The 22,290-nt window shown below is 37.3% G+C and carries 16 protein-coding genes; 7 read left to right on the top strand and 9 right to left on the bottom strand.

Translation table 11 applies throughout. From position 1 onward, the window contains the following. Nucleotides 1-1,062 precede the first annotated feature (1,062 nt). Both ACFIKR_RS00855 and ACFIKR_RS00850 read right to left on the bottom strand, forming a co-directional pair. On the bottom strand, nucleotides 1,063-1,650 hold the full coding sequence (locus tag ACFIKR_RS00855) for a hypothetical protein (RefSeq protein ID WP_375658454.1): 588 nt from the start codon (nucleotides 1,648-1,650) through the stop codon (nucleotides 1,063-1,065). 111 nt (nucleotides 1,651-1,761) lie between these two features. Then, complete coding sequence (locus ACFIKR_RS00850) at nucleotides 1,762-2,943, bottom strand: DNA recombination protein RmuC (protein ID WP_375635409.1); 1,182 nt, start codon at nucleotides 2,941-2,943, stop codon at nucleotides 1,762-1,764. A 90-nt stretch (nucleotides 2,944-3,033) separates the two neighbouring features. On the opposite strand from ACFIKR_RS00850, the gene def reads away from it, so the two are divergent. From def to truA, 3 genes are read left to right on the top strand one after another with little or no spacing between them, the layout of a single operon-like run. Continuing rightward, entirely contained in the window at nucleotides 3,034-3,570 is a 537-nt protein-coding gene (def, locus tag ACFIKR_RS00845; protein ID WP_375644382.1) for a peptide deformylase, read from the top strand. Then, complete coding sequence (fmt, locus tag ACFIKR_RS00840; RefSeq protein ID WP_375658453.1) at nucleotides 3,570-4,499, top strand: methionyl-tRNA formyltransferase; 930 nt, start codon at nucleotides 3,570-3,572, stop codon at nucleotides 4,497-4,499. Before def ends, fmt begins: the two co-directional genes overlap by 1 nt. A 1-nt stretch (nucleotide 4,500) precedes the next feature. Then, nucleotides 4,501-5,244 carry a tRNA pseudouridine(38-40) synthase TruA gene (gene truA / locus ACFIKR_RS00835; protein ID WP_375658452.1) on the top strand — a complete coding sequence of 248 codons (744 nt, stop codon included), beginning with the start codon at nucleotides 4,501-4,503 and terminating at the stop codon, nucleotides 5,242-5,244. A 32-nt stretch (nucleotides 5,245-5,276) separates the two neighbouring features. Here truA and ACFIKR_RS00830 read toward each other — a convergent pair whose 3' ends face one another. Then, on the bottom strand, nucleotides 5,277-6,140 hold the full coding sequence (locus tag ACFIKR_RS00830; protein WP_375658451.1) for an LOG family protein: 864 nt from the start codon (nucleotides 6,138-6,140) through the stop codon (nucleotides 5,277-5,279). A 106-nt stretch (nucleotides 6,141-6,246) separates the two neighbouring features. On the opposite strand from ACFIKR_RS00830, the gene dapD reads away from it, so the two are divergent. Then, the gene (gene dapD / locus ACFIKR_RS00825) at nucleotides 6,247-7,095 is read left to right on the top strand and encodes a 2,3,4,5-tetrahydropyridine-2,6-dicarboxylate N-succinyltransferase (protein WP_375658450.1); all 849 of its coding nucleotides are present in this window, start codon (nucleotides 6,247-6,249) and stop codon (nucleotides 7,093-7,095) included. 579 nt (nucleotides 7,096-7,674) lie between these two features. Here the strand turns inward: dapD and lepA are convergent. The 5 genes from lepA to dnaK all read right to left on the bottom strand — a co-directional run bounded on the left by lepA (nucleotide 7,675) and on the right by dnaK (nucleotide 17,282). Then, on the bottom strand, nucleotides 7,675-9,480 hold the full coding sequence (gene lepA / locus ACFIKR_RS00820; RefSeq protein WP_375658513.1) for a translation elongation factor 4: 1,806 nt from the start codon (nucleotides 9,478-9,480) through the stop codon (nucleotides 7,675-7,677). Between the two features lie 1,254 nt (nucleotides 9,481-10,734). Beyond that, nucleotides 10,735-11,649, bottom strand: a complete 915-nt coding sequence (locus tag ACFIKR_RS00815; protein WP_375658449.1) for a DMT family transporter — start codon at nucleotides 11,647-11,649, stop codon at nucleotides 10,735-10,737. Nucleotides 11,650-11,681: 32 nt separating this feature from the next. Continuing rightward, nucleotides 11,682-12,587, bottom strand: coding sequence for an acetylglutamate kinase (gene argB / locus ACFIKR_RS00810; RefSeq protein ID WP_375658448.1), 906 nt, complete (start codon nucleotides 12,585-12,587; stop codon nucleotides 11,682-11,684). Nucleotides 12,588-14,089: 1,502 nt separating this feature from the next. Continuing rightward, nucleotides 14,090-15,232: a molecular chaperone DnaJ gene (gene dnaJ, locus ACFIKR_RS00805; RefSeq protein WP_375658512.1), complete on the bottom strand. Its 1,143-nt coding sequence runs from the start codon at nucleotides 15,230-15,232 to the stop codon at nucleotides 14,090-14,092. 157 nt (nucleotides 15,233-15,389) lie between these two features. Further along, entirely contained in the window at nucleotides 15,390-17,282 is a 1,893-nt protein-coding gene (dnaK, locus tag ACFIKR_RS00800; protein ID WP_375658447.1) for a molecular chaperone DnaK, read from the bottom strand. Nucleotides 17,283-18,227: 945 nt separating this feature from the next. Here dnaK and ACFIKR_RS00795 point away from each other — a divergent pair. Continuing rightward, nucleotides 18,228-18,782 (top strand): copper chaperone PCu(A)C, encoded by a 555-nt coding sequence (locus ACFIKR_RS00795; protein WP_375658446.1) that lies wholly within the window; start codon nucleotides 18,228-18,230, stop codon nucleotides 18,780-18,782. Between the two features lie 108 nt (nucleotides 18,783-18,890). Here the strand turns inward: ACFIKR_RS00795 and lysM are convergent, their stop codons facing one another. After that, on the bottom strand, nucleotides 18,891-19,346 hold the full coding sequence (lysM, locus tag ACFIKR_RS00790) for a peptidoglycan-binding protein LysM (RefSeq protein ID WP_012754487.1): 456 nt from the start codon (nucleotides 19,344-19,346) through the stop codon (nucleotides 18,891-18,893). 386 nt (nucleotides 19,347-19,732) lie between these two features. On the opposite strand from lysM, the gene ACFIKR_RS00785 reads away from it, so the two are divergent. Together ACFIKR_RS00785 and ACFIKR_RS00780 are read left to right on the top strand one after the other, a co-directional pair. Beyond that, nucleotides 19,733-20,455 (top strand): response regulator transcription factor, encoded by a 723-nt coding sequence (locus ACFIKR_RS00785; protein WP_005774392.1) that lies wholly within the window; start codon nucleotides 19,733-19,735, stop codon nucleotides 20,453-20,455. Nucleotides 20,456-20,494: 39 nt separating this feature from the next. After that, complete coding sequence (locus ACFIKR_RS00780) at nucleotides 20,495-22,279, top strand: stimulus-sensing domain-containing protein (protein WP_375658445.1); 1,785 nt, start codon at nucleotides 20,495-20,497, stop codon at nucleotides 22,277-22,279. Nucleotides 22,280-22,290 lie beyond the last annotated feature (11 nt).

Here is a 22,290-nt window from a genome sequence, read left to right as displayed (position 1 = left end):
TTATAATACATTTTTAATCGTTTATTGGATTATAAAATTTTGCTGTAACCGTAAACGTAGATAATTTTTTATGCTTTGCACAGAAATAGAAAATGAGCTGTTTAACTTACGCCTTGTTTTAAAGGACAAAATTTGAATTCCCTTATCACAATATTTCCACAAAATCATAATATGTTGGTTATCGATATCTTTTTAAAAGGTACGAAGTACCTAAACAAAGATTAGAGAGTAAAATATTAAAATATTCTTCTCAATTATTGCGAATCAGAACTTTTTTCGAGTATATTTAGCCTGATCAGATGTCCTGCAAATTAAAAAATTGCCTACTTTGAGTAGCATCTATCTGCTCAATATTAAGGTATATTCACGCTTAAATAACATATTGAATCAATTAATTTTGTTTTCTTGCCCGTCACAAGAAAGGTTGAGTTGTGAAAGCAAAGTGGCGCCATCATTATATGTGCTAATTCCCAATGTTGCCAATAATTCTTACATTTGAGAATGTTCATAAGAAACATTTTTAGTCTTTTCTTTCACAATTTTTATCCACATGCCAATTACGCTTGTTATGTGCAAGCCAATTGTTTTTATTGATTCAACCTCAAGAGATCTGAAATGATAAAACCCTACGCCATTCGAGATTCTTACTTTAATATGATGCTCGAATTGCATTTCTTTTGATTGCTATTTTATACGCTAACAAAGAAAATATTCATGTAATAATCAGCCAGTAATACGCATAATGAAAATAAAAAATGATATTAAATTTTAAAATTTTTCTTTAATAATCTCTGATACTTAGACCTGTGAGAAATGTCAGAACCAAATAGAAGATAGTTTTCATTGTAAATTTTTTAAACAACAGAGGTAAAAATATTGAGAGTGCTCTCAAAATATTGTGCATTGCAAAAGCTTTCTGTCTCTTTGGTTTATTCTAAAAAATAACAATTTATTTCATTTAACAATCAGAAAAACGATACAGCCTTATCACGCCATAAGAAATTTGGCTCTCAAATAATTTTACCAAAACAATTCTCTAATTGAGATTTTCAAAAATCTTCCCTAACGCCATCCACATCTCTTTAATTGTTGTTCATAGAGCCTCGATATCCTTGCCATGCGCTGTGCTGTCTGTGAAAGTGCCGCAGAGACATGCCCGCCACTACGCGCATAAGCACCATGTCCCATATGATAATTTAAATAAAGGCTATATGCATCATCAAATCTCACCCCATTGCGTTGAACACTTCGGCGATGGTACCAAGCAATAAAATCAGCAGAATCTGCAAAATTCGTACGCCATGCAAAAGATCTGCCCGTAGCACGAAGATACATTGCCCATGTACTGTCAAGCGCTTGAGAATAACCATAGGCTGTCGATTGACGCTTCCATGGAATAAAACCAAGTAGTTTTTTACGTGGAGGACGTGCATTGTGACGAAAGCTCGATTCCATATTAATGGTTGCAAGAATAATAGGCATAGGAATCCCATAGCGCATTTCTGCACGTTTAGAAGCCTTACCCCAATTGTCAAAAAAACCATTTTTTTGTGCTAAAATAGCACAAGCATTGTTTGTGTGTATGGGAGTGGTTGTTGCACACCCATCTAGCAGAAACACCAGTGCCCCTAAAAACAAAAGGTGTCGCATCTTCCTATTCCTCTCGTTTAAGAAATAAAACAAGATAGAGATACTAAAAAAATATTACCAATCAATAAAGAACATGATCTGACTTGTGATATTTAAGAAGATTGCTTTGCTTTATTCCTCGTCAGCAAAACGCAATGTTTGCGACTGAGCCAATGTTGTCATTTTTGTTGGTTCAGAATGATTCTCTTTTAATTCGACAGTTTCAATGCGATTTGCCCGTTTCATAATTTTGGAGGATGATATCAAAATTCCCTCTATATCTTCACCTGCTTTGTGAAAGTGCTTCTGTAACGCACGAACACGTATATCCATTCGTCCAAAATCTTCCATCAATTTTGCTACTTCTGATTGAATTAAGTGCGCTTGTTCACGCATCCGTGCATCTTTCATAATGGTTTGTACCACTTGGACAGAGAGCATCAACAAAGATGGTGAAACAATAATCACATGAGCTCTATTGGATTTTTGTACCAATGCCTCAAAGTCCTCATAAATTGTTGCAAAAATCGATTCAGATGGCACAAAAAGGAAAGCAGTGTCATGGGTTTCTCCAGGAATCAAATATTTTTGTGCAATATCACGAATATGGACTTCCATATCGGTACGAAATTGGCGTTCTGCCTCTTGACGCTCTTGCGCTGATTCTGCCTTACGCATAGCATTCCAAGCCTCCAGAGGGAATTTAGCATCAACAACAAGAGAAGGGGCTTTATTAGGCATATGAATGAGACAATCTGGGCGTTTTCCATTGGAAAGAACAGCCTGAAAAACATAAGCATTTGTTGGTAAGGCATCGGCAATAATTGCTTCCATCCGCCCCTGACCGAAAGTACCACGTGTCTGCTTATTGCTTAAAATGGACTGCAACTGAACAACTTGTCCCGTAAGCGATTGAATATTATTTTGTGCCGCATCAATCACTGCTAAACGCTCTTGCAAACGATTCAAATTTTCATAAGTGGATTTGGTCTGTACCTGAAGTGTTTGGCCTAAGCTTGTTGTCATCCCATTGAGTTGCTCACTGAGTGATTTATTCAATTCAGCCTGCCGTTGACCAAAAATTTCCGCCATCGTTTGCATTCTCCCTTGCATTTCAGCTTGTGTTTTCAGCAAGGTAGCCATCTGCATTTGTGCCTCACGTGCGCGTTCAGCAATCTCATTTTCCAAAAATGCTTTTTTTCGATGAGAATGTATCAACATAAAAAATGCCCAACAAACAAGTATAAATAAAAGCAAAAGCATTAGTTTAGAAAAAAACTCTCCAGCGAGTATGGAAAAAAACGAATCAAACATAAATTGTAATATAACGCTCTTATTGTAAAAAAACGCAAGAATCCGTTATTCAATATTGACCAATAACAAACCATTGATTAACCTCTACTTATGCCAATGAGATCTTTAGTTACTTTACCTGATCCGATTTTACGGGAAGTATCCAAGCCCGTTGATCAGGTCGATTCAGCTCTTCAAAAACTTGCGGATGATATGTTGGAAACCATGTATAGTGCTAAGGGCGTTGGTCTTGCTGCTATTCAAATTGGTATACCGCTACGTATGTTGGTTATAGATGTCTCTGGAAATTCTGAAGATGAGCAGAAAAAACCATTTGTTATTATCAACCCTGAAATTTTATGGCTTTCAGATGAGCGTAATATTTATAAAGAAGGTTGTCTTTCTATTCCTGACTATTTTGCAGAGGTTGAACGTCCTAAACGCCTTTGTGTTCGCTACCAGAATCGTGAAGGAAAACAAACAGAAATTGAAGCAGACGACCTCTTGGCAACTTGCTTGCAGCATGAAATTGATCATTTAGATGGGCGCCTTTTTATTGATTACATTTCAAAAATCAAACGCGATATGGTGATACGAAAATTTAAAAAACGCGCAAAAGAAAAAAACATGCAGGAAGCAGTTTTGTAATGGCTTTACGATTAAGTTTTATGGGGACACCAGATTTTTCTGTTCCTATTTTACATACTTTATTGGATGCAGGTCATGATGTTGTTGCTGTTTATAGTCAACCCCCTCGCCCAGCAGGACGTCGGGGACTTAAATTAATCCCCTCACCTGTTCAAAGTGCAGCGCAAGAAAAATCCATTCCTGTCTTCACGCCTCAAACGCTTAAAACAGACGAACAACAAGCCCAATTTGCGGCACTTTGTGTTGATGCTGCTGTTGTTGTTGCCTATGGACTCCTTTTACCCAAAGCTATTCTTGAAACACCCCGTTTTGGTTGTTTTAATGCCCACGCTTCACTCTTACCACGCTGGCGTGGTGCTGCACCTATTCAGCGTGCAATTATGGCTGGCGATAAAGAAACAGGTATCATGATCATGAAAATGGATGAAGGACTTGATACGGGACCTATCGCTCTTTCTCGCTCCATCCCCATTACTGATAACACCACCACTGCTGAGCTTTCAAACAAACTTTCACATATTGGCGCAGAACTTATGATAGAAACCCTATCAACTCTTGAAAAAGGCCAACTTAAACTAACCCCACAATCAGAGGAAGGCATCACCTATGCTGCCAAAATCAAAAAGGAAGAGACCCGCATTGATTGGACAAAACCTGCAGAATTTATTCAGAGGCATATTCGCGCGCTCTCTCCTTCTCCTGGTTGCTGGTGCAATATGAATATTGGGGGACGAGAAGAACGTGTAAAAATTCTTGATAGTCGCTTAACAACAGGTCCTTCTCTTGAAATTGGACGAATAGAACCAGATTCTTTGATTGTCCATTGTGGACAAGGGCGGATAGAAATAACCTCTCTCCAAAGATCGGGTGGTAAAGTCCTTGATAGCGCAACCTTTTTACGAGGTGCTCATATTTCTGCTGTTTTTTAAGATGCCACGTTTTAAACTCACTCTTGAATATGATGGTTCAAATTATGCTGGTTGGCAGCGTCAAGCAAAACTTCACACTGTACAAGGAGCTCTTGAACAGGTACTCTTTTCCTTTAGTGGACAACAATTGACCATAACAACAGCAGGAAGAACCGATGCGGGCGTACACGCTACGGGACAAGTTGCGCATGTTGATTTCATAAAAAACTGGCATCCCCATACTGTACGTGATGCGCTCAATGCTCTTTTACGTAAACAGGGAGAAGCGATTTCAATCTTAAACGTACAAAATGTCCCTGATGACTTTGATGCACGATTTTCCGCTGTAAAACGCCATTATCTTTTTAAAATTCTTAATCGTCGCTCTCCACCAGCCTTAAATGCCAAACGCGTGTGGTGGTTGCCAAAGCCTCTTAATGCTGAAGCCATGCATAAAGCTGCTCAAAAGCTTGTAGGAAAACATGATTTTACCACTTTCCGTTCAGCACATTGCCAAGCTAAAAGCCCTATTCGCACCCTTGACCGCCTCGATATTCAAAGAGAAGGTGAAGAAATTTTCCTTTATGCGCAAGCGCGTTCTTTTCTTCATCATCAAATCCGTTCATTCGCAGGAAGCCTCATGGAAGTGGGTATTGGACGTTGGACAGCTCAAGATCTCGAAGCAGCTCTTCATGCTAAAGATCGTAAACATTGTGGTGTTGTTGCTCCTCCTTCAGGACTTTATTTAACCAAAGTAGAGTATTAATTATCCTTCAAGAGTGAACGTCTTAAAAGTCATTAAGGCAGTTTATAAAAAGAACGAATTTCTTCAAAAGCTTCTGCTGCTGTATTGACAAATTTCACAAAATTAACATCAGTAGGAGAAATTGTACCTTGTTCAGATAGATACTCAAAATTGATAGTATTGCTCCAAAATTCTTTGCCAAACAATAAAATTGGTACCTGTTTCATACGCCCCGTCTGTACTAAAGTTAACGTCTCAAACAATTCATCTAGAGTCCCAAATCCTCCAGGGAAGATAGCTAATGCTTTCGCTCGTACTAAAAAATGCATCTTGCGCATCCCCAAATAATGAAAATTGAAACACAAATGCGGCGACACATACGAATTAGGTTCCTGCTCATGTGGTAAAATAATATTCAAACCAATCGTTGGAGCACCAACATCACAAGCACCACGATTTCCCGCCTCCATAATTCCTGGTCCGCCCCCCGTAACAACCACAAATTCACGATATTCTGTCGTAGCAGAATAAAGTGAGCACAAACGCGCAAATTCTCTCGCTTCATCGTAATAATGTGACATAGTACGCAAATTTTTCTTTTGTATTTCATTTTTTGCAGCCCACGCCGCTTGCCCAGATTCAGGAATACGCGCACCACCAAACAAAACAACTGTTGATTGAATATCATATTCTTTAAGGGTTATTTCCGGCTTTAAAAATTCAAGACCAATACGTTGTGAGCGCAACTCTGGACGCATCATAAAATCTTGATCGATATAGGCTAAACGATAAGTAGACGAACGCATTTGTACTGAATTAGAGATTTTATGTATTTGTTGTAGAGCATCCTTCGTATGGAGAAGTGGTGTCCAATTTTCTTGTTCTCCTTTTCTTTTTTCTTTACAGCCTTTTTTCATGCACCTGTCCTACTTCCTCATCGTTTTATTGACTGAACACATTTCTTCGCGTAGTTCATAGAGAATAAACCTTGAAGCTTTCAACTTGTTTAACGGAACTCTCGTCATGCCCCATCTCACACAACTTGAAATGATTATTCAACAAGCTTTTGACGATCGCGATTCTATCGATACTACCACAAAAGGCGAAATACGTGAGAGTGTCGAACATACATTGAACCTTCTTGATAAAGGTGAAATCCGTGTTGCAGAACGACAAAAAAATGGACAATGGCATGTTCATCAATGGTTGAAAAAAGCGGTTTTGCTCTCTTTTCAGCTTAATCCTATGCAAATTATTACTGGTGGAATCAATGGAACACATTGGTGGGATAAAGTTCCTTCAAAATTCTCTGGTTGGCAAGAGACCGATTTTAAAAGTGCTGCTTTCCGTTCCGTTCCTGGAGCCATTGTACGTCATTCTGCTTACATTGCACCCAACGTTATATTGATGCCATCCTTTGTTAATCTTGGTGCTTTTGTCGATGAGGGTACAATGGTTGATACATGGACCACCGTTGGTTCTTGTGCACAAATTGGTAAACATGTCCATCTTTCTGGCGGTGTTGGTATTGGAGGTGTTTTGGAACCACTGCAAGCAAACCCAACAATCATTGAAGATCACTGCTTTATCGGTGCTCGCTCTGAAATTGTTGAAGGCTGTATTATCCGTGAAGGTGCTGTTTTGGGAATGGGAGTCTTTATTGGAAAATCTACAAAGATTATTGATCGTACAACAGGTGAAATTTTTATCGGTGAAGTACCAGCCTATTCAGTGGTTGTGCCAGGTTCTTTCCCTGGAAAACCTTTACCAAATGGTGAAGCAGGACCAAGCCTTTATTGTGCTGTTATTGTAAAACGCGTTGATCAAAAAACACGAGAAAAAACATCCATTAATGATCTTTTACGTTCTTAGACACAAGATTAATTCACAATAATATTTCATCATTTTTTTACTTGAATAATAACCTCGAATACAAGAATTCTCTCATTTCAAATCCTTTCATAGTGAATCTAATCACTATCATTTCCTTGCGCGTTACAAACGCAGTTGGTGTGTGGGCAAGAGACACTTTAAGAAAAGAGTAAAAATATTTTTAATGAAAATTCTCTCAAATGATAAGGACTGTCATAATATTTTGAGCTAAAAAAGAGTATGATAGATGCGCTTTGCACCTTTATGACGCGTAAAGACGGTGATGCCAAATGGATTTTATATCATTCACAGTGCATGTTACTTTATATTTTTCACAGCCTTCATTGTGAAATGGAATTTGATGCATTGAGTGATGATTCACTAAAACAAGCACACCAATATGCAACATAAATGTATTTCGTTTAAAGCATTCTGTTTTACGTGAGAAGCATGACATCATTACGCAATACACAAAAACATGAAGCACAGCGCAATTCTATTTAAAAGTGTTCTTTAAGCACCTGAATCAATCAATAAAAGCAAAAGCGCAATCAATAAGAGACAATACTCCTTTTTTCATTATTTGTTCATTTTGAGTGCTTGAATAAATGCCGATTGTGGAATTTCTACTTTTCCAAATTGGCGCATCCGCTTTTTGCCTTCTTTTTGCTTTTCCAAAAGTTTGCGCTTACGCGTGACATCACCCCCGTAACATTTCGCTGTTACATCTTTACGCAAAGCACGAATTGTTTCGCGCGCTATAACTTTACCACCAATAGCCGCTTGAACTGGAATCTGAAACATATGCTGGGGAATAAGATCTTTCAGCTTTTCACACATGGAACGCCCGCGCTTTTCTGCAATCGTGCGGTGCACAAGCATAGACAATGCATCTATAGACTCTCCATTTACCAAAATAGACATTTTAACTAAATCCCCTTCTGCATAATCTGCCATCTGATAATCAAAAGAAGCATAACCCTTTGAGATTGATTTTAGCCGATCATAAAAATCAAAAACAACTTCATTCAGTGGTAAATCGTACGTTACCATAGCACGGGTTCCAACATAGGACAAACCAGCTTGTATCCCCCGCCGCTCTTGGCATAGCTCTAAAATTGACCCAAGATAATTATCAGGAGTCATGATTGTTGCCCGAATCCATGGTTCTTCGATTGAAGAAATTTTAACCACATCAGGCATATCCGCTGGATTGTGCAACTCTTTAACAGAACCATCATTCATATTCATGCGATAAACAACCGAAGGTGCTGTCGCGATTAAATCCAAATTAAACTCACGCTCTAATCGCTCTTGAATAATTTCAAGATGAAGAAGTCCCAAAAAGCCACAGCGAAAACCAAATCCCAAAGCCGCGGATGTTTCCATTTCAAAAGAAAAACTCGCATCATTTAAGCGTAATTTGCCCATGGCTGCACGCAAATCATCAAAATCGGCAGCATCAATTGGAAAAAGACCACAAAATACAACTGGTTGCGCCGGCTTAAAACCAGGCAAAGCATTTTCACAAGGACGGCGCTCTTCAGTAATCGTATCCCCAACCCGTGTATCTGCTACTTCTTTGATAGAGGCAGTGATAAAACCAATCTCGCCTGGTCCTAACTCATCAACCTGTACCATTTTAGGTGTAAACACCCCAACGCGCTCAACTGGATATTTTGCTCCCGTACCCATCATACGAATGGTTTGGCCTTTTTTTAAAATACCATCTATCACTCGTACCAAAACAATGACACCAAGATATGCATCATACCAGCTATCAACCAACATTGCTTTCAAGGGATTTGCAACATCGCCTGTATGTGGAGGTGGTAATTGTGTAACAATTGCCTCCAAAACATCAGGAACACCCAAACCTGTTTTTGCTGATATTTCTACTGCTTGAGATGTATCAATGCCTATCACATCTTCAATTTGTTCTTTAACACGCTCAGGTTCTGCTGCTGGAAGATCAACTTTATTGAGTACAACAACCAATTCATGGGAATTATCAATGGCTTGATAAACATTTGCTAACGTCTGCGCCTCTACACCTTGGCTTGCATCCACCACCAATAGAGAACCTTCACAAGCTGCCAATGAACGCGAAACCTCATAAGCAAAATCCACATGACCAGGTGTATCCATAAGATTTAAAATATAGATTTCACCATTCTTTGCCTTATAGTGTAAACGTACCGTTTGTGCTTTAATAGTAATTCCACGTTCACGCTCAATATCCATGGAATCGAGTACTTGTTCTTTCATCTCACGTGTATCAAGCCCACCTGTTATTTGAATCAAACGATCCGCTAAAGTGGATTTGCCGTGATCAATATGCGCCACGATGGAAAAATTACGAATATAATTACGATCTATTGTCATATAAGGCGATTTAGCAAAGAATAATACAAAACGCAAAGACCAATTATGCTCCGGCTTCTATCGAAAGAATATAAACCTAAAAAGCTTCTCAAAACACAACTTTTCATAACCTAAAAAATGAGGCTTTTATTTGCTAAATTAAATCCAACGGTACTAAAATGATATTTTCACATCTTATTTTATGACTCATATGCTGGATAAACCGGCACCATCACACATTTTCCAACCTCCAATGTTGCAACAATCCTTTACACTTGAAAGAGTTTATAAGAGATATGCCTTTCTTGTACAGTTTTTCCCCACATGGACCACTTTCTTGTAACGTGTAAGCAAGTAGATTTGGATTGATTTAATATGAAAACAATTTGAAGTGATAAAGTTTTACGGTATTCAGAATTCTAATTCAATGTGAATAATTCTATATTAATTATAAATCAATATGTTATAATATTTATATGATGGACGTGTATATCACTTAAGCTTGCAATAAAATTCGCAAGAAATGCTTTTTTATTTATACGCAATAACCTGCTTTTTTTAGCAATCTTATATAAAATAACATGAATATCGCGAGCCTTTCTCATTTTAAATCTTCTCATAGTGAATCAATCAAATTTTTTTGCTTCCCCATTATAAAACAGGGCTAGTGTATGGATAAAAACGTTTAAGAAATGAGTAAAAATGCCTCTCTCTTTCAAATGCCAAAGACTGTCGTAATATTGAGAACTGACAAAGAAAATGCTCATGCCTTTTATTAAGTAAAATGATGATGCTCTGTGGTTTTTCTATACTTCACGCGGACCGTCAATGAATATGATGTATATTAAGAATAATTGTCTTTTTAAAAAACGCGTTAATATACAACATTATGGGAGGCCGCTTTAGGCGTTCTATTTTACGTGAAAAGTGTGATTCCATGAAAGAATAAAAGGCATAACGTGCAACAGTGCGTAATTTTTATTATTCAAAAAATTACCATGGATGTTTTCGAAAACTGTAAAGCTACATTTAACAATAACAGTAAAGATGAGAGCTGTTTTTTATCTTCACCATTTCATGCTTTGACTCAATGAAAGTTGACTTCCCATTTCAGAGATTAAGCAAACAGATAAATATTATTGCTCCAATTTGCTATACAAAAGCTGGAATAGCTTATAAAGCCTCCTTTATCTTCATATTAAAAAAAGCCTCAAAAATGAAAACTTTGCAAGCAAAAATCTCATGTAATAAAATCATAATAGAAAAGGTGCATAGCTAATCAATTTTTTCAATTGCTTTATTTTTTTTACGCCATTGTGAAGGTTGTAATTCAGCCACAATGATCCCAATCAGAATAAGCAAGCCACCTAATAATGCTAAAGGGGATAAATGTTCTCCAGCCAGACGCCCAACAATACCAGCCCATACCGGTTCACCTGCGTAAATGAGTGTTGCACGTGTAGGGGAAATAGACTTTTGTGCCCAGTTCATAGCCAATTGAATGATGGCACTCATTAATGCCAATCCGATGCCAATACTAAACCATACCCACGAAAATTCAGGAATGCTTTCACCCACCAAAGGCATACAAGCAAATGAAAAAAAACCACTAAAAAATAACTGGATAATGGTCACACGCCGACTATCAACCTTATTGGCAAAAATTCCGATGAGTATGACTTCTCCAGCAATCGCTAACGCGCCTAACAAAGTCAAAATTTCGCCTTTTGAAAAATCAAAATTCCCCGGCTTTTGTCCTGAAACAAGAACAAGCCCAATAAAAGCGAAAACAATACCAACCCAACAAGCAAAACGGGGAGGTTTTTTAAAAACAATCCATTGCAAGATTGGAACCATCGGTACATAAAGCGCTGTAATAAAAGCCGACTGACTACTAATAATCGTTTGAAGTCCAGCTGCTTGAAAAGCATAACCTAAAAACATGGCTAAACCAATCGCCATCCCAGCGAAAACTTCATAAACCGTTATACCTTTTATAGAGCTCCAAAAAATTGCCCCACATATAAGAGATGCAACAATAAAACGAAATCCAACAAAAAACAGGGGACCACTATAGCGTACCGCAATATGAATGACTAAAAATGTAATACCCCACAATATTGTTGCAACAAATATTGCCAATTCTGGCTTACTTAATAAAGGATATTTAAGCTGTTTTATATTTGTCATGAAAGGCTTTCTCCTCCAATTTTCCGCACAATTTATGAAACAATAAGCGTTCCAACTCCCTGTTCGGTAAATAGTTCTAGTAAAACAGAATGAGGAGTTTTACCATTTAAAATGACAACACCTTCCACACCATTTTGGAGGGCTTTCATACAAGTCTCTACTTTTGGAATCATGCCTCCTGAAATTGTCCCATTTTTGATAAGTTTCTCTGCTTCCGAAACTGTCAATTCTTTTAAAAGTTGGCCCTGTTTATCCAAAACACCAGGAACATCCGTGAGAAATAAAAGGCGTTTAGCCTCTAATGCACCAGCAATAGCTCCAGCAAAAATATCAGCATTAATATTATAGGTTTTTCCATCGCGTCCTGGAGCCACAGGAGCAAGAACTGGTATCATTTCAGAACATGCTAAAAGATCCAGCAATGTGCGATCAACTTCAATAGGCTCACCAACAAATCCTAAATCTAAAACACGTTCAATATTCGAATCAGGATCAATGACAGTTTTATAAGCCTTTTCGGCAAAAACCATATTGCCATCCTTGCCACATAATCCTATTGCCCATTCACCCTCTGCATTGATGAGAGCAACAATTTCCTTGTTTATGGAACCGGCCAAAACCATTTCAACGACTTCAACGATCCGCTCGTCGGTTACCCGTAAACCGTTTTCAAATCGTGATTCAACCCCCATTTTCATCAAAATTTCAGCAATTTGAGGTCCTCCACCATGAACAACAACAGGGTTAATCCCCGACTGCTTTAATAGAGCAATATCACGTGCAAATGCCCGCCCCAAGGCAGGATCACCCATAGCATGACCGCCATATTTTACCACAACCGTTTCATTTTCGTATTTTTGCATATATGGTAAAGCAGACGATAGAAATGCTGCTTGTTTTTCTAAAACATCTACAGCACCGTTTTTAGCATCATCCATTAATAGAGCCTCCTCATCACGTTTTACCATCTTTATAGTGGAATTTAGGAAAAGTAATAACGAAATGAAACAAGAAAACAACTTCCTCAAAAAATTGACAGCGAAAAATTAAACAATCCAAGTGTACAAAATTTTATGATTTTATGTATAAAATTGAAAAGCAAAATTCTGAAAAATTTTAAGCTATGCCGTACATTCAACTCGTCAGTTTACGCCTATGGATACTTAACAATGAATACGAATATATACAACCATTGATTTTATAAGATAAAAACAAAATTTTCTTATAATCATAAAATTAACATATCACCAAGATAAGAAGTAGATTGACTTAGCACTGTAACCTTATCCAAGCAATTTTCTAGAAGAGATCAGTAAAGCTATACGATAGTTCCTTTATGTTAACTGTCTTCATGATAATTGAAATTGTTTGGAGATCCGAATGAACAATCTCTCTACAGCTTATCTATATAAAAATTTTTTAAAAGCATTCTGAAGGATTTTACTAGAATTGTATGATACAAATAAATTCTGCTTTTTATATCCCATTAATTACTGTCTTTAATCAGACAACATCAATCCATACAAAAGGCAATAAAAGAAGTACGCTACAGTGTAATCCTTTCACCTCTCTATAATATCTTGTTATAGAATATTATCATATCTTGTAAATTTATCGCGAATAGCTCTTAATGCTCTCCAGAAGTATCTTTATAGAAATATTTAATTGTTTAGATTGCTATCTTCGTAAAGTTTTATAAAATTTTTTATTTTCATGATCTGTTTATTAAGTTTTTCTTTCTGCACAGCAAGACATGCTTAAACTATTCAATGTCTTTTAGATTTTTTAATTCTCTTAGTGTATTGTTTTAATTGTGTTATTTTATGAAAATAAGATTCAATTCGTAAATTTCTCTTTCCATATCACTAATCAATTTCAACAATATATCGTGATGTTTTTTAAGCATATCGTGCCATTTTTGTATTGTATTTATTTTCTCTTTTCGAAAGTAACTCCCACTTTCTCCCCATCAAATCTGTTTCTCCAAAAGAGAGATGCCTCAAGCATCTCAAGACATATTTTGTTATGTCTTCTTTAGTATTCAACATGATTATCTCATTTCATAATTTTTTTGGAACAAAATAAATTTGATTATAGCGTTTTTTATTATCTGAAAAAGTATTGTTGACGCCAGAAATACAAAAATGCTGAATGCATAAAGGCAGTTATCATGACACTGGAAATTAGTCTCTCAATTGCGTTCTTCTTGTATGGATAAGCCCTTTTTAAAATATCATAGACACTCAAAAATAAGACTTATCCATAAAACTCGTGAAATGTAAAAAAACTATCAGCGGCAGGCCCTTACCCTAAAGTAATCGTTTCTCTCTTTTCTTTTCAAGAAAAAAATGCTTTTCACAGATGATAAGACTATAGAAAGCTTAATTAAAATAACCTTCCAAAAGTTTTTTCTAATCTATTCTGGAAACATTCACATATTTTAACCAGAAATATTTTCAAAAAATTCTTTCATACGTGAAAAAAAGCCATGTGATTGCGGTGAATTCTCATGATTTGAAAGTTTTTCAAATTTTTGCAATAGTTCACGTTGCTCTTGCGTTAATTTCTGTGGTGTCTCAATCGTGATATGGATGTAAAGGTCACCCCTTGCTTGCTGTCGACGCAACATGGGCATACCCTTGCCCTTAAGGCGGAATTGACGTCCATTTTGTGTCCCTTCTGGGATCTTAACACGCGCTTTAACACCATCAAGATCGGAAACTTCAAACTCTCCTCCTAAAGCAGCTGTTACCATTGAAATAGGAACGCGACAGTGAAGATCTGCTCCTTCTCGCTGAAAAAATTCATGCGGTTTAACGGAAAGGAAAATATAAAGATCACCATTGGGGCCACCACGAGTACCAGCATCACCCTCACCAGAAAGGCGAATACGCGTTCCATCTTCAATACCAGCTGGAACATTCACGCTCAATGAACGTTTTTTCTCTATGCGTCGTGTCCCCTGACATTTGGGGCATGGATCCGTAATAGTTTCACCACGTCCATGACATGAAGGACATGTTCGCTCAATAGAAAAAAAACCTTGTGCAGCACGCACACGACCAGATCCATGACATGTTCCACAAACTTGCGGCTTAGAGCCCTTTCTCGCTCCTGATCCTTCACAAACATCGCATGTAACGGAACTGGGAATAGTAATTTCTGCAGTTTTTCCTGAAAATACCTCTTCTAAGGTTATTTCCATATTATAACTCAGATCTGCACCACGCTCGCGACCATCACCACGCTTACGGTGCGCACCTCCCATAATTTCGCCAAAAAAATCTTCAAAAATATCAGCAAATCCACCACCAGCAGCAAAACCTCCAAAGGGATTTGCTCCTCCTTGACTACCGCTATTTTCAAAAGCTGCATGACCAAATCGATCATAAGCAGCACGCTTTTGGGGATCTTTAAGGACTTCGTAGGCTTCGCCAATTTCTTTGAATTTTCGCTCTGCCTCTTTATCCCCGGCGTTGCGATCAGGATGATATTGCATTGCCAACTTACGAAAAGCAGATTTCAACTTTTTATCATCACATTCACGAGTCACGCCAAGAATTTCATAATAGTCAACCTTCATCATGTATTCCTGATAATTTCTCTATCATCCATCTTTATGGATAAGATTGCTTTTAATTTATATTTTTAGCAACAAAGTTGCAACTCACTCAAATAATAAAGCCCAGCCTTATATTTCAAAGGCCGGGTTTATAAATTAATCAACACATATGCCGACACTATTTCTTCTTATCATTAACTTCTTCAAAATCAGCATCAACAACATCATCATTCTTTGCTTCTGTTTCAGTGTCAGCGTTCGCTGCTTGTGACGCTTCATACATAGCCTGTCCAAGTTTCATACTGACTTCAGCTAATTTTTGCATCTTTGTTGTTACTTCTTCAGTATCACTGCCTTCAAGCGCAGACTTCAAATCAGATATTGCTGTTTCAATCTGTCCTTTTTCTTCAGCTGATACTTTATCACCATATTCACTGAGTGACTTTTCAGTTGAATGAATAAGAGCTTCCGCTTGATTTCTAGCTTCAACACCTTCACGGCGTTTTTTATCCTCAGCCGCATGCTCTTCCGCATCCTGTACCATTTTTTCAATATCAGCATCACTTAAACCACCTGATGCCTGAATACGAATTTGATGCTCTTTACCAGTTCCCTTATCTTTGGCCGAAACATTAACAATACCATTCGCATCAATATCAAAAGTAACTTCAATTTGAGGTATACCACGTGGTGCTGGAGGAATACCAACAAGATCAAATTGAGCCAATAACTTATTATCACTCGCCATTTCCCGTTCACCTTGGAAAACACGAATAGTCACAGCACTCTGGTTATCATCAGCTGTTGAAAAAACTTGAGATTTTTTCGTTGGGATAGTGGTATTGCGCTCAATGAGACGTGTGAAAACCCCACCCAAGGTTTCGATCCCTAAGGATAAAGGTGTTACATCTAGAAGCAACACATCTTTGACATCGCCTTGCAATACACCCCCTTGAATAGCAGCACCCATTGCAACAACTTCATCAGGATTAACGCCTTTGTGTGGATCCTTACCAAAGAAGCTCTGCACGACTTGCTGAATCTTGGGCATACGTGTCATACCACCCACTAAAACAACTTCGTCAATCTCACCGGACTTTAATCCAGCATCTTTCAACGCAGCTTTACAAGGCTCGATGGTGCGCTGCACTAAATCGTCAACCAGAGATTCAAATTTTGCCCGAGTCAATTTCATTGTTAAGTGCTTGGGACCAGATTGATCTGCCGTGATAAATGGTAAATTGATTTCTGTTTGCTGTGATGAAGAAAGCTCAATTTTTGCTTTTTCTGCCGCTTCTTTTAAGCGCTGTAAAGCTAATTTATCACTTTTCAGATCAATGCCTTGTTCCTTCTTAAACTCATCGGCAAAATAACCGACCAAGCGCATGTCAAAGTCTTCACCCCCTAAAAACGTATCTCCATTGGTTGATTTAACTTCAAAAACACCATCTCCAATTTCAAGTACTGAAATATCAAATGTACCACCACCAAGGTCGTAAACAGCAATTGTTTTTCCGTCTTTTTTATCCAAACCGTAAGCTAAAGCAGCTGCAGTCGGCTCATTAATAATCCGTAAAACTTCAAGTCCAGCAATTTTACCCGCATCTTTAGTCGCTTGACGTTGCGCATCATTAAAATAAGCAGGAACAGTAATAACCGCTTGTTCAACTTTTTCACCCAGATAAGATTCAGCTGTTTCCTTCATCTTTTGCAAAATCATAGCTGAAATTTGCGATGGAGAATATTTCTTACCCGCTTCTTCAACCCATGCATCACCATTGTCACCTTTAACAATTTTATAAGGCACAAGTGCTTTATCTTTTTCAACCATAGGATCATCAAAACGACGCCCTATCAAACGTTTAACTGCAAAAACTGTCCCTTCCGGATTTGTTACCGCCTGCCGTTTAGCAGGCTGTCCAACAAGCCGCTCCCCGCCATCAGTAAAGGCAACAACAGAAGGTGTTGTTCGTGCTCCTTCTGAGTTCTCGATAACCTTTGCGTTTTTGCCATCCATAACAGCCACACAAGAGTTCGTTGTCCCCAAATCAATACCAATTACTTTTGCCATATTATAATCTCCATTCAGCAAGCTACCTCAACCTTCATAAAGCATCTTTTTAAGACAGCTCCTCATAACACTCAAAGCCCGTACACTGCTTCAAACAACATAAAATAACAATAAATTGCAAGTCGCAATAAGCCTTGCTGCCTCGTATATAAGAACAGGCTTTTATTGCTACAAGAGAATAATGAGAGAAACATCTCCAAAATAAAAAATTTATTTTAAAATAGGCACTCTAATGACCTATAAACACCATATTTATGAGAGACTTGGGATCATAATATATTTTTCTTGCAATTTTCAATAAATATATATTTCTATAAAAATTAAAAAATTAAATAAGAGTGATTGTACTCTCGCTCTTGATCTTCTCATCATTCATAAAAGATACTCACGTAAAAGCTTTTTAAAAGGCGAATAATTTATATCACGAATATTATAAAGTTTCTTTGGAATAAAATAGTCATCATATCTAATGCTCATATCAGTAGAGGTATTATCTATCGATCTCCTTTCAAAAATTCTCCTTCTAACGGTCTCATTGTTTACTGCTATTTGAAAGATGTGCTTTAAACTCACCTAAAGTGTTTTTTCTTAACTATATAATTTTAAACTTTGAAAATATATAAAAATGCCAAGAGCTGTCGTAATATTAAAAATTAGTAAAGTGGTTGATGATTATTCTGTATTATATCTTTATTTAAGTAAATAGTAATGCATTATAGATTTTATACCATTTACAAATACTATTGTGAGGTGAACACGGAAGCGTTGAGAGGTGTTTTGTCATTGTAAATCTTATTGTCTCCCGTTAAAATCAAAGGATTTTATGATTTTTATTCTCATATTCAAATCAATTTCATTTTAGCAATTACTCTTTTATTTTAAATAAAAGCTCTGCTAAAATGAAAAAATATTCAAAGTGTGAATCTTATGAAGGAGGGTAAATCAATGATGACATCTATTATTAAGAAAATAACAAATCTCATCTTTAAGAATATAATACATACACAATATCCATACAAAAAGGTTATCATAAATATCGTGTGTGCTCTTCTCTTTGCTGGTATAATCGTGCCAGCAGGTGCTCAGCAATATCAACTTGGCGACATAGAAATTCTCAATCCTTGGACACGCGAAACACCTAGAGGTATAAGAGTTGGTAGCGGTTATCTCTACATTATTAATCACAGTAATACCCCAGACCGTTTGGTTTCTATTGCCACAAACGGAGTAAAAAAAACAGAGATACACTCTATGGCTGTCGTTAATGATATTATGAAAATGGAAAAAATGCACAATGGCATTGAAATTCCGGGAAATGGCGAAATCACGCTTAAACCTGGCGGTGATCATATTATGTTTATGGGGCTTTCACAACCATTCAAGTTAGGTGATAAAATTAGCGCAAAATTGACATTTGAGAAAGCAGGAACGATTGATGTTGATTTCTCTGTAAATGCTATGAAAGCACCATCACCTTCTAAATCCTCTCCTAGTCACTAAGCTCCCTTTTTATAATACGCACTTTTAAAATGAAGAAGCGTGAAATTTTTGTACGCTTCTTCATTTTTTGTTTAATGCCATCAGTAAAAAATTCTTCCCTTTGATGAATTAACTATGGTCAATTTCAGGAATACGTAAAACTTGTCCAGGATAAATTTTATCGGGAGATTTTAGCATTGGCTTATTGGCTTCAAAAATAAATGTGTTTTTATTACCTTGCCCTTTTCCATAAACCTCTTCAGCAATTTTCCAAAGATTATCGCCAGATTTAACCTCATAAAAGCGAGAAGGTTTTCTAGGCGTTGTATCTATAACCTTTAATTGATCAACATCTACAGAAGAGATACCTTGTGAATTGCCAACAACCAGCAGTGCTTTTTCAAGTGTTTCCCTGTCTGGAACTTCACCGCTTAAAATAGCTTTACCGTCTTCAACTTGAATATTTACTTTTTCTGTACCGAGTTGAAAATGATCAAATGCTGTCTTAAAATCTTTTTCTTTTGGTTCATGGTCCCCAATACCTAACTTTTCCCCTACAGTTTTAATAAAATTAAAAAATCCCATTACGACCTCCTTTCGTGTAGCAGAAACAAATTTTTGTGCATATATTGCCACATTCTTTTCTTTGCTCTTAAAACACATAGGCAGATTTTCTAAACTTCAACAATCAAAACTATACCTGTTCAATTATGGGACAAATACAATAATAAACTTTGTAATAAACCTTGATAAAAAAAGCCTTTATGAAAATTTTCTCTCAAACGAAGGGATCTTAATAGACATAGAAACATTATAAATTATGAAAGCAAAACAAGATTTTACAGTAATGACAAAAGGTTTTTTACTTTGCTACAATTTGTATCATATTTGTTTTGCAAAAAAAATATGAACTCCCATATAAATAGGTGTGGGTAATTTGCTACCACAGCAATAGAAAGGTCTAAGAAACCATGAAAGATACACCAACAATCACGCAAACGATTGTACTTGTTGATGATGATCGCAATATTTTGACATCTTTATCTTTTGCGCTTGAGACAGAAGGATATCGGGTTGAAAGCTATACAGATGGAGCATCTGCACTCAAGGGTCTCACACTTCACCCTCCACACTTAGCTATTTTTGATATTAAAATGCCCCGAATGGATGGGATGGAACTCTTGCGTCGTTTACGTCAAAAATCTGATCTTCCAGTTATTTTTCTTACCTCTAAAGACGATGAAATTGATGAATTATTTGGTCTCAAAATGGGAGCTGATGATTTTATTACTAAACCTTTCTCCCAACGTCTTCTCATTGAACGCGTGAAAGCTATTTTGCGTCGTTCTAATGCACGTAACCAACCGCTTTCTACAGGAACTTCTTCCACCTCTTCTCTCAAACGTGGAGATCTTGTGATGGATCAAGAACGCCACACCTGTACATGGAAAGATAAACCTGTTATTTTAACCGTTACGGAGTTTCTGATTCTGCAAACCTTAGCACAAAGACCAGGAGTTGTAAAAAGTCGTGATGCTTTAATGGATGCTGCCTATAGTGATCAAGTCTACGTAGATGATCGCACCATTGATAGTCACATTAAACGTCTGCGTAAAAAGTTTAAACAAGTGGATGATGATTTTGCAATGATTGAAACACTTTATGGTGTAGGTTATCGTTTCCACGAGGTATAAAACTACTTTGTCGCAAAAATTTGAACGGCAATCAAATCGATGACAGACAATTCTCAACTGGAAACTTTACAAAAAACAACCGTTAATGGTACATCCTCAACGCCATTTCTTATGTTTGCCCATTTGCATCTTCGAACACAACGTCTCTTTAGACAATTGCTTTTTTCCAGCCTCACACGTCGCATTGTTATATTAAATATTGCTGCCCTTGCCGTTTTAGTGACGGGCATTTTATACCTTAACCAATTTCGCGATGGTTTAATTGAAGCAAAAATTAAAAGTTTATGTACCCAAGGAAAAATTATTGCTGGGGCTATTGCTGCTTCTGCAACAGTAGATACAAATTCTATCCTCATTGACCCCCAAAAACTCTTAGAGTTACAGACTGGTGAAAGCGTTACACCCGCTCCTCAATCAACCGATTCTTGGGATTTCCCTATTAACCCTGAGCAAGTTGCCCCTCTTTTACGGCGTCTCATCACACCTAAAACGACAAGAGCACGTATCTATGATCGTGATGCTACTCTCCTTCTTGATTCGCGCGTTCTTTATTCTAGTGGAGAAGTTTTTACTTATGATTTACCCCCACTTAAAACAGAACAAAACATGTGGGATCGCCTTACTTCATGGTATTCAAGCACGTTTTATGGCAAAGGTATTACTCTTGACAGAGAACAAACAAAAACCAGTGGTATTGCTTATCCAGAAGTGTACCGCGCATTAAACGGATCTCTTGCTACGGCTAAAAGACGCAACAGACAAGGTCAATTAATTGTTTCTGTTGCCGTTCCTGTGCAACGCTATCGCGCAGTGGTTGGAGCTCTTCTTCTTTCAACCACTGGTTCTGATATTGATAACATTGTAAAAGGCGAAAGACTGGTTATCTTTAAAGTTTTTGCCGTTGTAGGCAGCGTACTTTTGGTTCTTTCTCTCTTTTTGGCCCATACGATTGCCCATCCATTAAGTAAATTATCTGCCTCGGCTAATCGAGTACGTAATGGCAATAATCAGCGTGTAGAAATTCCTGATTTTTCAATGCGTGAAGATGAAATTGGTCACCTTTCAACCTCTATTCGTGATATGACTAATGCCCTTTATATGCGTATTGAAGCCATTGAACGCTTTGCTGCTGATGTAAGCCACGAATTAAAAAATCCTCTCACCTCTCTACGCAGTGCTGTTGAAACGCTCCCTCTGGCTAAAAATGAAGAAGCACAAGAGAAATTGCTTGAAATTATTCAACATGATGTGCGCCGTCTTGATCGGTTGATTACAGATATTTCTGATGCATCGCGGCTCGATGCAGAGCTTGCACGAGAAACCGCAGAGATTGTTGATATGACACCGCTTTTGGAAAGTCTTGTTCATGCTGTTCAGGAAGTGTATCGTAATACGCAAACCATTGATATAAGCCTTAATATTGTTCCACGTCCTCATGGAAAAGCCTATCTTGTATTGGGACATGAACTTCGTTTAGGGCAAGTGATTTCAAACCTTCTTGAAAATGCACGTTCTTTTATTCCTCGGAATCGTGGCAAAATTTGCATTACTATGAAAAGTCATGCTTCAACCCTTATTTTAACCATTGAAGATAATGGCCCAGGTATTCGTTCAGAAAATATTGAACGCATTTTTGAGCGTTTTTATACAGATCGACCAAACGAAGATGCTTTTGGACAAAACTCTGGACTTGGCCTTTCTATTAGTCGGCAAATCATAGAGGCTCATAATGGGACAATTACAGCCGAAAATATTATTGATCCTACACTTGGGAAGTGTAAAACTGGTGCACGTTTTATTATTATGCTTCCCCTCGCTAAATAAATCTTTTATCC

Origin of the sequence: Bartonella sp. MR30HLJHH (assembly GCF_042194195.1) — a bacterium.
Taxonomy (GTDB): domain Bacteria; phylum Pseudomonadota; class Alphaproteobacteria; order Rhizobiales; family Rhizobiaceae; genus Bartonella; species Bartonella grahamii.
Note: the sequence above shows the minus strand (reverse complement) of the source record. Positions and strands in the feature narration are given on the sequence as shown.